This window comes from Streptomyces sp. NRRL S-1022, assembly GCF_000720135.1.
Classification (GTDB): domain Bacteria; phylum Actinomycetota; class Actinomycetes; order Streptomycetales; family Streptomycetaceae; genus Streptomyces.
In genome coordinates this window covers 136,155-147,722 of record NZ_JOIU01000017.1, presented here as the reverse complement: position 1 = coordinate 147,722, position 11,568 = coordinate 136,155, and the positions used below count along the sequence as shown (strand labels likewise).

The window sequence follows — 11,568 nt, the reverse complement described above, 5'->3', positions numbered from 1 at the left end:
GGAGGAACCAGCGTGTTCCGCACCATGCTCGGGCCGTGCCCCGATCCGACGGGGCGAGGCCACCATGCCGGGACCTGACGACGGGCCCGCCGGCGTTCTCGGCACGATCGGCGGCACCCCGCTGGTCGAACTCGCCAAGCTCGCTCCGGGGCGGCACTTCACCACCTACGCCAAGCTGGAGGCCTTCAACCCCGGCGGCAGCATGAAGGACCGCTCGGCCCTGGAGATGCTGCGCGAGCGGATCCGGCGCGGCACCCTCGTGCCCGGCCGCTCGGTGGTCGTGGAATCCAGCTCCGGCAACCTCGGCATCGGCCTCGCCCAGATCTGCGCCTACTACGGGCTCCGCTTCATCTGCGTGGTGGACCCCCGCACCAACCGGCAGAACATCGCCGTCATGCGGGCCCTCGGCGCGGAGGTCGAGGTGGTCGACGAGTGCGATCCGGCGACCGGCGAGTACCTGCCCGTCCGGATCCGCCGCATCAACGCGCTGGTCGCCCGGATCCCCGGCGCCTACTGGCCCAACCAGTACGCCAACCCGCTCAACCCGCGGGCGCACCGGCGGACGATGCGCGAGATCTGGGAGGCGGTGCCGGGCGGCATCGACTACCTGTTCTGCGCGACGGGTTCGTGCGGCACCCTGCGCGGCTGCGCGGAGTACGTCCGCGACCTGCGGCTGCCGGTGACCGTGGTCGCGGTGGACGCCAGGGGCAGCGCCATCTTCGGCGACGTCCCGGCGCCGCGGCTGATCCCGGGCCACGGGGCGGCCGTACGGCCTGCGCTCCACCGCGACGGGCTCGCCGACGAGGTCGTCCACGTGACGGACCTCGACTGCGTGGTGGGGTGCCGGCGGCTCGCCGCCCGGGAGGCCGTTCTCGCGGGCGGCTCCTCCGGGGCCCTGGTGGCGGCGGTCGGCCGGCTGGCCGACCGGATCCCCGAGGGCGCGCGCTGCGCGATGGTGCTGCCCGACCGCGGGGAGCGCTACCTCGACACGATCTACGACGACGAGTGGGTCGCCCGCCACTTCGGCGACGTGTCCCACCTGTGGAAGGAGCCGAAGCCGGCGATGAAGGAGGCATCATGCTGATCCTGGGAGCCGCGGAGGTCCGCCAGGTCCTCGACCACGCCGAGGCCGAGGTCGTCGCGGCGGTGCGGCGCGCGTACCTGCTGCACGACAGGGGCCGTACGGCCCTGCCGCACTCGGTGTTCCTGCGCTTCCCCGACGACCCGCGCAGCCGGATCATCGGGCTGCCCGCCTACCTCGGCGAGGACGAGCCGGTGACGGGCATCAAGTGGATCGCCTCCTTCCCCGGCAACACCGCGCGCGGCCTGGAACGGGCCTCCGCCGCGGTGATCCTCAACTCCGTGACCACCGGGCAGCCGGAGGCGCTGCTGGAGGGCTCGGTGATCTCGGCGCGGCGGACCGCGGCGAGCGCCGCCCTCGCGGCGGTGACGCTGGCCTCGCCGGTCCCCGAGACCGGTGTCTCCCTGATCGGCTGCGGCGTGATCGGCTTCGAGATCCTCGCCTACCTCAGGGCCGTGCTGCCCGGCCTCGCCGCGGTCACCGTGTTCGACGTGGACGACGACCGGGCGGAGGCGTTCGCGGCCCGCTGCCAGGAGCGCTGGCCCGGCCTGAAGACCGAGGTCGCCTTCAGTCCCGAGGAGGCGCTCTGCGCCCACCGGTTGGTCTGCCTGGCGACCACCGCCGCCGCACCGCACCTGACCACCGACGCATGCCGGCGCGGCACCCTGGTCCTGCACGTGTCGCTGCGCGACCTGACGCCGGGGAGCATCCTGACCGCCGTCAACGTGGTGGACGACGCGGACCACGTGTGCCGTGAGTCGACCTCCCTGCACCTGGCCGAACGGCTCTGCGGCGACCGGGACTTCATCGCCACCTCGATCGGGGCCGTGCTGGCCTCCGGGAAGTCCTTCCGGCGCGCCGAGGACCGTGTCACGGTGTTCTCCCCGTTCGGCCTGGGCGCCCTCGACCTGGCCCTCGCCGACCTCGTCCGCCGCCGGGCCGAATCCCTGGGCCTGGGCACCCGGGTACCGGACTTCCTGCCGGTCCCCGCCGGCGCGGCGGTCGGCTGACCGGCGGGGCCGGCATCGAGAGCACCGGCGGGTGCACGGCTCGTACGGGCCACGACCGGGTCGCGCGGGGGGCGGCCCGGCCGGTCCGGGCTCCGGCGCCCGCCGGGCGGGTCCGTACGGACCCGCCGGGGTGAGGGTCCGCGCGGCGCCGCCGAGCGCCGGGCGGACCCTCACGGGCTTCTCAGGGGCGGCCCCGCACGATGGTCTTGCCGGTGTTCCCGCCGCGCAGCATGGCCAGGAACGCGTCCACGATGTGCGCGAACCCGTCGACCACCGTCTCGTCCAGCGCGAGCCGGCCGCTCAGCAGATGCGGTACGGCGAACTCGTACAACTCCTCCTGCACCTCTCGGTGGTTGCCGACCAGGAAGCCCTCCATGCGGATGCTCTTCTCCACGATGTCCGCGTGGTCGAAGCGCGGCGGTGGTGCGTCGGGGGTGTTGTACTGGCTGATCGTGCCGATGCGCACGACACGCCCGAACTCGCGCAGCGCGCCCACCGCCGCGGCCAGTTGCTCGCCGCCGACGTTGTCGACGAAGACGTCGATGCCGTCCGGTGCGACCCCGGCGAGCAGGTCGGCGGCGGGCCCGTCGTGGTAGTCGAAGACGGCGTCGTAGCCGACCTCCCGCGTGAGGTGACGGGCCTTCGCCGCCGAACCCGCGCTGCCCACGAGCCGCCCCGCGCCGAGCAGCCGGGCGAACCGTCCGGTCGCCGTACCGACCCCGCCCGCCGCGGCCGACACGAACAGGTCCTCACCCTCCCGCAGCCGGGCGATCCGGGTCAGGCCCACATACGCGGTGAGGCCGGTGCCACCGAGGACGCCCAGGTACGCGGTGAGCGGCACCCCGTCGAAGCGGGGCAGCCGCCGGACCTCCTCCGGCGTGACCACCGCGTGCGTGCGCCAGCCCTGCCGGTGGAACACGATCTCCCCCTCGGCCAGCCGAGGGGTGCGCGAGGCGATGACCCGCCCGATCGTACGGCCCTCCAGCGGTGCGTGGAGCGCGAAGCCGCCGGGGACCTCGTCCATCATCTCGCGGTGATAGGGGTCGACGGACCAGTAGAGGTTCTCCACGAGGGCCCCGCCGGCCACCGGTTCGGGCAGCGCGGACTCGACGAAGGCGAAGTGCCCGGCGGTGGGGTAACCGTGCGGGCGGGCGGTCTGGTGCACGGTGAGCGCGGATTCGTTCATGACCGGAACGTAGGGCGGGAACGCCCCCGGCGGGCAGCCCGTTGGGCTCATGCGACAGTCCGTTCCATGAGCAGTTCTCATACCGTGAGGTGAGCGCCCCATGACCCGCACGACCGACTCCGATCTCGCCCCGCACGAGCTGCGTGTCCTGGTGGCGGTCGCGGACACGGGCGCCTTCTCGGCCGCGGCCGGCACGCTCGGTCTGACCCAGTCCGCGGTCTCCCACTCGGTGCGCGGCAGCGAGCGCAAGATCGGTGTTGTGCTCTTCGAACGCGGCCGCGGCGGCGCACGCCCCACTGCTGCCGGGGAGAAGGCCGTGGCGCACGCGCGCCGCATCCTGCGTCTGCTGGACGTCCTGACCGCCGAGGCGCGGGGTGCGGCGCGGTCCGGCGCGGCGCAGGGGCCGCTGCGGATCGCGGCCTTCCGCAGCGCGGCCCTCCACCTGCTGCCCCCGGTCCTCCAGCGGCTGCGCACCCGGCATCCCGGGGTGGAGCCGCGGGTGCGCATCGTGCGCGAGGTGGGGCGCGGCACCGCGGGTGAAGTGGCATACGGGAAAGCGGACATAGCCATCGCCACGCTGTCCGGCTCCGTGCCCCTTCCACCGGGTCTGGTGACGAGCGGACTCTTCACGGAGCCGTACGCCCTGGTGCACGCGGCGGGTCACGCCGCCCCGCGGTCGCTGCCGCTGGTCGACTGGGCCGAGAACTGCGGCTCGTACACCCGTGACTGGTGGGCCGCGCAGGACTGGATCCCGCAGGCGACCGTCGAGGCGGAGGACGACGGAGCGGTGCTTTCCCTGGTGAGCGGAGGTCACGGCATGGCGATCATGCCCGCGCTCTCCCTGGCCGGGGCACCGGAGTCGGTACAGATCACCGATCTCGGTCCCCGGCGCCCGACACGGCAGGTCGGCTACGTCACCACCTCGGAACTGGCCGGGTCCGCCGTCGTACGCGCTTTCGTGAGGGAACTGCGGGCCGCGGCCCCGTCGGTGTGAGCGTCCGCTGCCGCGACCGCCGTCGGGGGGCACGGCCGGACGGCTCGCGCCACCACGGGACCTGCGGACGCGGCCGGGGCGCCCGGGCCACCGAGCCGCCACCCGAACGGCGGCCCGGACCGCGCCGGCCTGCGGCTCACGCGCCCACGGTGGCTCTGCGCTGCGCCTGTTCGAACTCCGTGAGGGGATCACCGCCTGTCTGCCAGGGCCAGTCGGTGACGGTCGGCCCGATCGCCTCGAACACCGCCCGTGCCTCCGCGCGCCGGTCGCCGGCCATCAGCGCGTAGGCGAGGAGGTTCAGGTCGGCGAGGGCCTGGGCGTGACGGAGGAATCCCGGCTGTGCCCACGTGTGCGCCACACGGTCGAGGGCCTGGGCCGCCATCCCCTGCGACCAGTGGGTCCGTGCGACCAGTGCTTCGTATCCGCCCCGGCCGAGAATGGAGTGGTACTGGAGGACCTGGGCGGTGAGTTCCGTTGCCACGCAGGGCGCGTTGGCGGGCACACGGGCGGCCAGGCCGTCGACGAAGTCCAGCACCTGCAGCCGGGAGCCTCCCTCCTCCGGGGTGAGGTAGCCCAGCATGTTCATGTACGCCTCGCGGTTCCAGCGGTCACGCGCGAGCACCTCGTTCCACACCCCGAACACCTGGGACTGCTTCCACCGTTGCCGACGCGCCACCTTGAGCAGGGCGACCCAGGGGGTGGGATCGTCCGGGGTGAGTTCGGCGGCGCGCAGGCAGCTTTCCACTGCGTCATCCGTGCCGCGCGGATCATCCTGGGGGGCGTTCTGCGCGACCTGGGACCAGGCATGCAGCACCAGCGCGGTCGCGTTGCGTGGTTCGCGCGCGACCCAGGACCTCGGCAGACGCGACGCGGCGAGGAATTCGGCCAGCACGCTGATGCGGTGGGTACGACGGTCCCAGTCCCCCGGGTCCTGGTCCAGGAGCCGGGACACCTGGGCCGCGCACAGGTCCGTGGTGGCGATCGTGCCCGTCCTGGCGGTCGCCAGCAGGGACTTCAGCAGTTTGCCCAGCTCCCGGTCGTCGAGTTCGGGGGCGAGACGTGCCCGATTGCGGCGGCTTGAAAGAAATCCCATGGCCGGAGGCTAGAGCGGATCACACCACCCACAAGGGCTGGGCCCAGATCGTTATCGATCACATACCGTGCGTGATCACGCCTCGTGACACTGTACCGGCCGGTAGCCGCGCTCACCAGGGGTCCCCGCCGTGTACAACGGCAAGCGCAGCAGAGCTGCAACTCGGCTCGCCGCTAAGCCACCGTGAGTACGATCTTTCCCTGGATGTGCCCTCGGTCGGCGCGTTCGTGCGCTGCACGGGCATCCGCCAGGGCGAAGGTGCTGTCGATCGCGACGCGGACCGTGCCCGCGTCGAGCAGGCGCCCCAGTTCGGCGAGCTGCGCGCCGTTCGAGCGGACCTGGGCGCTGGATACCGTGACGCCCAGTTCCGCGGTCTCCTGCGCGTCGAAGTCCCCTGGCAGCACGGGGAACTGGGCGCCACCGCGCTTGAGAGTACGCAGAAAACGCCTGCTCTGCGGGCCACCTACGGCGTCGAGCACGAGGTCCACGTCGCGCACGAGGTCCTCTGGACGACTCCGGGTGTAGTCGATGAAACGGTCGGCACCGAGCCCGCTCAGGAACGAGGCGTGCCGGCCCGACGCCACCGCGATGACCCGTGCCCCCTTCCACTTGGCCAGCTGCAGCGCGAAGTGCCCCACACCGCCCGCGGCGCCGTTGATCAGCACCGTCGTGCCGGCGTCGAGTGCCGTCGGGCGGTGCGGTGTGTCCTGGAAGGGCGACGGGTGATCGTGTCCCGGCTCGATCAGGAACTGCCACGCCGTCAGCCCGGCCATGGGCGCCCCGGCGGCGTGCACGTGGTCGATGCCGGCCGGCTTGCGTGCGAGGTCCGACGCGGGCGCGGCCACGTACTCGGCGTACGCACTGCCGTCGAAGCCGGGAAAACGCAGCAGCCCGAAGACCTCGTCACCTACGACGAACTCGTCCACGTCGGCAGCGACGGCCTCGACGACGCCCGACACGTCCGTCCCCGGGATCACCGGGAGACCGACCGTCGAATCCGCCTTCCCGGGCATGCTGGTCAGCCCGCCGCGCAGGTACCGGTCCGGGGGATTGACGCCGGCCGCGTGAACGCGCACGAGCACCTCGCCCGGTCCCGGTTCGGGCAGCGGTACCTCGTCGTAACGCAGCACCTCGGGGCCGCCGTGCTCGTGGAGCCGGACCGCCCTCATCGTGTGTGTCGGCATCGCCTTCTCCTGCCTTCGCGCTGCGGGATACGCTATTCGGATCGGCGGTCCACATAAACGGACCGCTGATCCGAATATATGGACCACTGATCCGGATAGTCAAGAGGGACAGATGCGGGCCGACGCCAGGAAGAACCGCGACCACCTGCTCGCAGTAGCGGGCAACGCCATCACCGAGCAAGGCGTCGACGTCTCCCTGCGCGACATCGCGCGCAGGGCCGAGGTGGGGCTCGCGACGCTGCTGCGGCACTTCCCGACGCGCGAGGCGCTCCTGGAGGCGCTGCTGCGCACGAGTTTCGACGAACTGACCGCGAAGGCCGCCGAGTTCGAGGCCTCGGACGCACCGGGAGAGGCGCTGGTCTCGTGGCTGCGCGACTGTGTCGCATGGACCACCGAGTACCGGGGTGTGACCGTGCTGATGGCCGCCGCCATCGAGGACACCGAATCCGCGCTCCACGCGTCGTGCGTCACCCTGCGCGCGGCCGGAGCCCGGCTCCTCACCCGCGCCCAGGCCGCGGGCACGGCACGGAGCGACATCGACGGCGCCGATCTGTTCGCCCTGGTGGCGGCGCTCGCATGGCTCGGCGACCAGCCCTCGCTCGCGCCACGGGCCGACCACCTCTTCGGAGTCGTCGCGAGCGCGATCCTGGCGGATCCGGCGAGCACCGGGCCCGGCGGAACGCCGCCTCCGGTCCGGTAACCCGTCATCGTCGTCCCTGCGGACCCGCGACACCGGCCGTCGGCGGCGCACGCAGGACGGCGTCCGCGCCCCGACCCCTCCCCCGGCGACATCGCATCCCTGGGCGGGCCCGGCTCCGCCGGCGACGGTGTCAGGGGCTGTCGCCGGACCAGTCGAAGCGGCCGCGGTCGCCCGGGCGCGGGTCGTACAGCGCCCGGCCGCCGGGCCCGAACCGCCCGAGGTCCGTCAGCAGGGAGACCCCGCTGCCGATCTCGTCCGGCGCCCAGCCGGTGATGTCCAGCAGCAGCCCGTCCAGCGGGCCGCCGACCAGTTCGGCGTAGTCGCGGCTCGGGTGTGGTCCCGGGTGGTCGGGGTCGGCTCCGTACACCCGGCCGCGCAGCAGCTGCTCGTCGTCGCTGTTCATGCCACCCAGCGTTCCAGCCACCACCGACAACGGGGGCGGCGCGGAGCACCGGGGCGATGAGGGGGCGTCCGGTGGAGCGGACACCCCCTCGGCCCCCGTCAGTCCAGGATCTCGGCGAGGCCGCGGCGGCGAAGGTCGGCCAGCCCGTTCAGCATGGCCTCGATCTGCTCGGGGGTGTGCCCGACCCAGTCCTCGAGCTCCGACACGATGCGGACGGGCTCACGTGTGCGGTACGAGCGGGTGGGGTTGCCCGGGAGCTTCTTGTCGGTGACGTTGGGGTCGTCCTCCAGCTCGCCGGTCGGCTCCACCACGTAGATCCGGCCCGGCCCGTCACCCGCCGCGAGCTCGGCGCCCCAGGCGGCGGCGTCCAGGGTCTCGGACACGTAGACGTGGCGGGACGTGCGCCCTTCCTCGTAGTTGGACGCGCGCCCGGGGGTCAGCAGGTCCCCGGGAACAAGGTCGGCCTTCGTACCGTGCAGGTAGGTTCCTGCCTCGTACACCTGGAAGGGGACGGGGGCGGTGGGCATGGGCCACTCCTTCGGCCTGGACGTCGACAACCAACAGGGAACCACAGCGGCCACCGGCGGGGCCGATCGGTTGTCGGCACGGCCAGAGCCGGGCCAGGCGAGCGTCCGCGCACGGACGGCACGGAATCGCCCCCGGCCAGCGGTTTCCCGTTGAGCGGGGGCTACGGTCCGCCGCGAATTACGACGAGGGCGTGGTCGGAGCAGTCGGCGACGACATCTGCGTCGTGGCAGTGGGCGACGGCGACCCGGTAGTCGTCACGGTCGGCGACGGCTTGTTCGTGCCGGTGACCGAAGCGGTCGGCGAGGTCGTCTTCGTCGGCTTGGCCGTCTTTGTCGGCTTCGCCGTCTTCGTTGGCTTCGCCGTCTTCGTCGGCTTGGCCGTCCTGGTCGGCTTGGTCGTCCCTGTCGAGGTGCAGATTTTGTGACCCTGGACCCAGACGCGCTTCTTGTGCTGGCCCTCTCCCCTGTACTCCCAATGCCCCTGTTTCCAGTAGCACTTGGGTTTGGCCGGAGCGATGTGCGCGCTGAGGTCGGCGGAGTGTTGCGCGGTGGCGATTCCAGCGGCTCCGCCGAGCGCCAGAACGGGCGCCACTACCGCCGCAACCAGGGCCCCTCTCGCATGAGTTCGCATGGCGGCTCCCTCTCACTGTTGGAATTCCGGTCCATGCCCACCCCTCGTTTCCAGGCTGGCACGACGCCATACGGATGGCAAATTCGGACAAAAGCGCCCAGATTTCAAGGTGTCGCTCAGCGAGTAGCCGTCCTCCCGCTTGACACCGGCGAAGGGCGGCCGGCCCTGCGCGCAGTGGGCGGGCGTGTTGTTGCCGCTCACGTCGAAATCGGCGCAGCTGAGAAAGAGATAGTTGAACTTCCCGAGCAGGAACGCCAGGACTCCGACCACGAGCGTGACGGCGACGGCTCCCCAGCGTTCGGACACGGGGAGTGCCGCGTAGTCGGGGAGCAGGACCCTGAAGAGCAGCCAGGTCAGCATCGGGGCGCCCACCAGGGTGAGGGCCGCTTCGAAGTAGTGGAGGTAGCGGAACCCCTGAGTCCTCGGCGCCACGATGGCCAGGACGATCCAGACCGAGGGAAGCGACAGCGCGAGCCAGCCGCGCCAGGGCGGCGCACCCCGACGCCCCAGCAGCGCGCCCGAGAGCAGTACTGCGGTGGCCACCGCCCACAGCGCCGGCATGTCGTCGAAGAAGACGGCGTCGTAGGCGCCTCAGTCATACGGTGTGCGGCCCCGGTGCCGAGGGCGCACACCGCACTTTCACCGGTTCGGGTCAGCCACCTCCACGGCCGGAGCTCGTACTCAGCCGAGCCGGCTGGTGGAGCCGTCCTGCCGGACCACGCACAGTGCCCAGATGATGAACGCGGAGAAGGCGATCACGACGATCGACCAGACCGGGGAGTACGGCAGCGACAGGAAGTTGGCGATGATGATGAGCGCGGCGATGGCCACTCCGCTGATCCGCGCCCACGGGGCGACCTTGAGGAGTCCGACGCCGATCGCGACGGCGATGGCGCCCAGGATCACGTGGATCCAGCCCCAGCCCGTGAGGTCGAACCGGAAGACGTAGCTGCGGGTCGCGACGAACACGTTGTCATGGGCGATCGCCATGATGCCGCGGAAGATGTCCAGCAGCCCCGTGAGCATCAGCATGACCGCGCCGAAGGCGACCAGGCCGGTGGCCCATTGTTCCTTGGCGGTGGACGTACGTGCGGTGGGTGTGGCGGTCATCGTGCTGCCTCGTTTCTGTGGTGAGCGATGTGCTCAGTGCGCGGTGGCGCAGGGGGCCGCTCCCGAGCGTCCGGATGCTCCGTCGCCGGCGGGCACCAGTTCTTTCGCCCGCCGGAACTCGTCGTCGGTGGTGTCCCCGTGGGACCGCATCTCGGCGAGCTCGGAGAGTTCGTCGGCGCGGGCGGGAGGCGCGCCTGCCCGCCCGGTGGTCGCCCGGTGGTCCTTCTGCACTGCTCCCAGCGTGCGCGGGCCGGGGCGGGGCGGCCTCACCCGCGGCGGGTGAACGCCGGTCAGGGAACCGACGGGTGCGGCTCGCCGGCGGGCGGGGCCGGCCGCCCGGTGGCGGCGGCCAGCACGGCCGTGACGGCCAGCACGGCGACGACGAGCACGAGGACGACTGCCACCACGCCGACCGTGGGGTGGTTCCACAGCACGAGGGCCAGGGCGCCGGCCGCGATGGTGCCGCCGCTGGTCCAGGACCGGTGCCGGGCCAGCCACTCTCCGGCGTGACCGGTGCGCACGCCGACGCGGCTCAGTCCCCGCCCCGCCGCCGTGGCACCCCGCTGCGCGACGGACCGTACGGTGCGGGCCGCCGGCCCCGGCCCGTACAGGTAGGCGGCGAGCGCCGTGATCACCGAGACCACCAGCAGCGTACGGACGCTGTCGCGCAGGAAGCGGATGACGGTGTCGTAGATCGCGGCGGCGGCGTCGCGGGGCAGCGTGGCCGGGGGCACCGAGTCGAGGTAGACACCGCGTACGACGGCCAGGCCGACGAGCAGCACGATCATCATGATGCCGATGCCGATGGAGACGGCCATCAGCATCACCCGGTGCCCGGGAGCGGCCCAGACGGCCGCGGCGGCCACGGCGAGGGCCAGCACGGGCAGCCAGGTGCCGACGATGTCGAGCAGCCGCATCAAGGTCTGGGCCTTGGCGAGCTTGTCGGTGCGGAACAGGGTGACCGAGCGGTCGACCTGCGGGATGGCGGAGGCCTTCTCGAATCCCGCGTCGGCGAGGCGCTTCTTCACCTGGTCGATGACCACTCCGATGTCCAGCTGGACGGTGTCGCCCGTGGCCTTGAGCGCTCCCTGCCCCTCGCCGGTGAGCATGCCCACCACCGCCGCCTGCGCCCGCCGGTTGCCGACCACCCACGCCTCCCTGAAGACGTCACTGGTCACCACCCGGTTGACGATGCGGTGCACGACCGTCTGCACGGCGGAGCGGAGGGGGCCCGTGAGCGACTTCGACGTGTCGACCACGCGCGGTGGTGCCCCGTTGTCCGCGAGCAGCTTCGTCAGGGAGTCGGTCACCGCCTGGACGTCCACCTCGGCCACCACGCGGTCGGTCAGCCGGTTCACGAGGGCGCTCTGCACGGCCGGTTCGGATGCGAGCGGCGCCACGGTCTGCACGTAGCGGTCGGTGTCCGCGACCGTGCCGTGGACCCAGACCGCGACGACGGCCAGGGGTGCCAGGACGAGGGTCAGCACCAGGAGCACCGAGGCGGCCACCCGCCGCAGACGCCGGTGGCGTACGTGCGCCGCCCGGCGGAGCCTGTCGTAGTCCGCGCGTTCCTCGGCGGACAGGGCCCCTGCGGTCTCCGCGGGGCCGCCGGGGCCGGACCGTCCGGAGGCGTTGTCGGAACCCATGGC

General features: G+C 72.4%; 14 protein-coding genes. 5 read left to right on the top strand and 9 right to left on the bottom strand.

The annotated features are described in order from the left end of the window. Positions 1 to 64 precede the first annotated feature (64 nt). Both sbnA and sbnB read left to right on the top strand, forming a co-directional pair. Complete coding sequence (sbnA, locus tag IG05_RS0125135) at positions 65 to 1,084, top strand: 2,3-diaminopropionate biosynthesis protein SbnA (RefSeq protein WP_030345985.1); 1,020 nt, start codon at positions 65 to 67, stop codon at positions 1,082 to 1,084. After that, positions 1,078 to 2,091, top strand: coding sequence for a 2,3-diaminopropionate biosynthesis protein SbnB (gene sbnB / locus IG05_RS0125130; protein ID WP_030345983.1), 1,014 nt, complete (start codon positions 1,078 to 1,080; stop codon positions 2,089 to 2,091). The genes sbnA and sbnB overlap by 7 nt, the downstream gene beginning before the upstream one ends. A gap of 181 nt (positions 2,092 to 2,272) precedes the next feature. On the opposite strand, the gene IG05_RS0125125 is transcribed toward sbnB, so the two are convergent. Next, entirely contained in the window at positions 2,273 to 3,277 is a 1,005-nt protein-coding gene (locus IG05_RS0125125; protein ID WP_030345981.1) for an NADP-dependent oxidoreductase, read from the bottom strand. 100 nt (positions 3,278 to 3,377) lie between these two features. On the opposite strand from IG05_RS0125125, the gene IG05_RS0125120 reads away from it, so the two are divergent. Then, a complete protein-coding gene (locus tag IG05_RS0125120; protein WP_030345979.1) occupies positions 3,378 to 4,271 on the top strand; it encodes a LysR family transcriptional regulator in 894 nt (297 codons plus the stop codon). Between the two features lie 136 nt (positions 4,272 to 4,407). Here the strand turns inward: IG05_RS0125120 and IG05_RS0125115 are convergent, their stop codons facing one another. Both IG05_RS0125115 and IG05_RS0125110 read right to left on the bottom strand, forming a co-directional pair. Further along, the gene (locus IG05_RS0125115; RefSeq protein WP_030345977.1) at positions 4,408 to 5,364 is read right to left on the bottom strand and encodes a hypothetical protein; all 957 of its coding nucleotides are present in this window, start codon (positions 5,362 to 5,364) and stop codon (positions 4,408 to 4,410) included. Between the two features lie 173 nt (positions 5,365 to 5,537). Then, the gene (locus tag IG05_RS0125110) at positions 5,538 to 6,548 is read right to left on the bottom strand and encodes an NADP-dependent oxidoreductase (protein ID WP_030345976.1); all 1,011 of its coding nucleotides are present in this window, start codon (positions 6,546 to 6,548) and stop codon (positions 5,538 to 5,540) included. Between the two features lie 112 nt (positions 6,549 to 6,660). On the opposite strand from IG05_RS0125110, the gene IG05_RS0125105 reads away from it, so the two are divergent. Further along, complete coding sequence (locus tag IG05_RS0125105) at positions 6,661 to 7,248, top strand: TetR/AcrR family transcriptional regulator (RefSeq protein WP_030345974.1); 588 nt, start codon at positions 6,661 to 6,663, stop codon at positions 7,246 to 7,248. Positions 7,249 to 7,378: 130 nt separating this feature from the next. Here IG05_RS0125105 and IG05_RS0125100 read toward each other — a convergent pair whose 3' ends face one another. Further along, positions 7,379 to 7,651, bottom strand: a complete 273-nt coding sequence (locus tag IG05_RS0125100) for a hypothetical protein (RefSeq protein ID WP_030345973.1) — start codon at positions 7,649 to 7,651, stop codon at positions 7,379 to 7,381. 98 nt (positions 7,652 to 7,749) lie between these two features. Next, positions 7,750 to 8,178: an NAD(+)--rifampin ADP-ribosyltransferase gene (gene arr / locus IG05_RS0125095; protein ID WP_030345971.1), complete on the bottom strand. Its 429-nt coding sequence runs from the start codon at positions 8,176 to 8,178 to the stop codon at positions 7,750 to 7,752. A 191-nt stretch (positions 8,179 to 8,369) separates the two neighbouring features. Between arr and IG05_RS43845 the strand changes: the two genes are divergently transcribed. Continuing rightward, positions 8,370 to 8,603: a hypothetical protein gene (locus IG05_RS43845; protein WP_030345969.1), complete on the top strand. Its 234-nt coding sequence runs from the start codon at positions 8,370 to 8,372 to the stop codon at positions 8,601 to 8,603. A gap of 218 nt (positions 8,604 to 8,821) precedes the next feature. Here the strand turns inward: IG05_RS43845 and IG05_RS0125085 are convergent, their stop codons facing one another. From IG05_RS0125085 to IG05_RS0125070, 4 genes are all read right to left on the bottom strand, one after another. Then, positions 8,822 to 9,370 (bottom strand): hypothetical protein, encoded by a 549-nt coding sequence (locus IG05_RS0125085; protein WP_030345968.1) that lies wholly within the window; start codon positions 9,368 to 9,370, stop codon positions 8,822 to 8,824. A gap of 120 nt (positions 9,371 to 9,490) precedes the next feature. Continuing rightward, complete coding sequence (locus IG05_RS0125080) at positions 9,491 to 9,919, bottom strand: DUF7144 family membrane protein (protein WP_030345967.1); 429 nt, start codon at positions 9,917 to 9,919, stop codon at positions 9,491 to 9,493. A 33-nt stretch (positions 9,920 to 9,952) separates the two neighbouring features. Continuing rightward, positions 9,953 to 10,150, bottom strand: a complete 198-nt coding sequence (locus IG05_RS0125075) for a hypothetical protein (protein ID WP_030345966.1) — start codon at positions 10,148 to 10,150, stop codon at positions 9,953 to 9,955. 59 nt (positions 10,151 to 10,209) lie between these two features. Further along, positions 10,210 to 11,565: a hypothetical protein gene (locus IG05_RS0125070; RefSeq protein WP_030345965.1), complete on the bottom strand. Its 1,356-nt coding sequence runs from the start codon at positions 11,563 to 11,565 to the stop codon at positions 10,210 to 10,212. Positions 11,566 to 11,568 lie beyond the last annotated feature (3 nt).